This is a genomic window from Pontibacter sp. HJ8 (genome assembly GCF_054824225.1).
Map to the genome: position 1 here is coordinate 1 of NZ_JSYF01000380.1, position 538 is coordinate 538.

At 59.3% G+C, this 538-nt stretch carries 1 pseudogene; it reads left to right on the forward strand.

The features are described 5' to 3' along the window. A pseudogene (locus tag OB13_RS15865) lies at positions 1-538 on the forward strand (hypothetical protein); the annotation flags it as partial.

The window sequence follows — 538 nt, forward strand, 5'->3', positions numbered from 1 at the left end:
CGGCGATGCGACCGGCTCGGCCAATCCGCTGGCGGTGACTATGAACAGCAACAAAACCATCACCGCTACCTTCACCGCTCTTCAGAGCCAGGAAGAGGTCACCGGCTTCACCCTGGTCAATGCCAACAACGAACGGGACATCCAGGCCTTGGCAGATGGCGACGTGATCGTCCTGAGCTCGCTGCCATCTACCAAACTCAATATCCGGGCCAACACTTCACCTGCTTCGGTAGGCAGCGTCAAGCTCGAGCTGAGCGGCACCCAGAGCAAAACCTATACCGATAACCAGGTCCCCTATGCCCTGCACGGCGATGACGGGAAGGGCAACTATTACTATGGCAACTGGAACCCTCCTGCAGCCGGCACCTATACCCTTAAAGCTACTCCCTACACGGGAAGCAAGGCCACAGGTATAGCCGGCACCTCCCGGACCATCACCTTTACCATCACCGAAAGCGGGGAAACACCACCTCCGTCTGAGGAGTACAACCTGGCCGTGAACACGGTGGGCAGCGGCACGGTGAGCCGCAACCCCAGC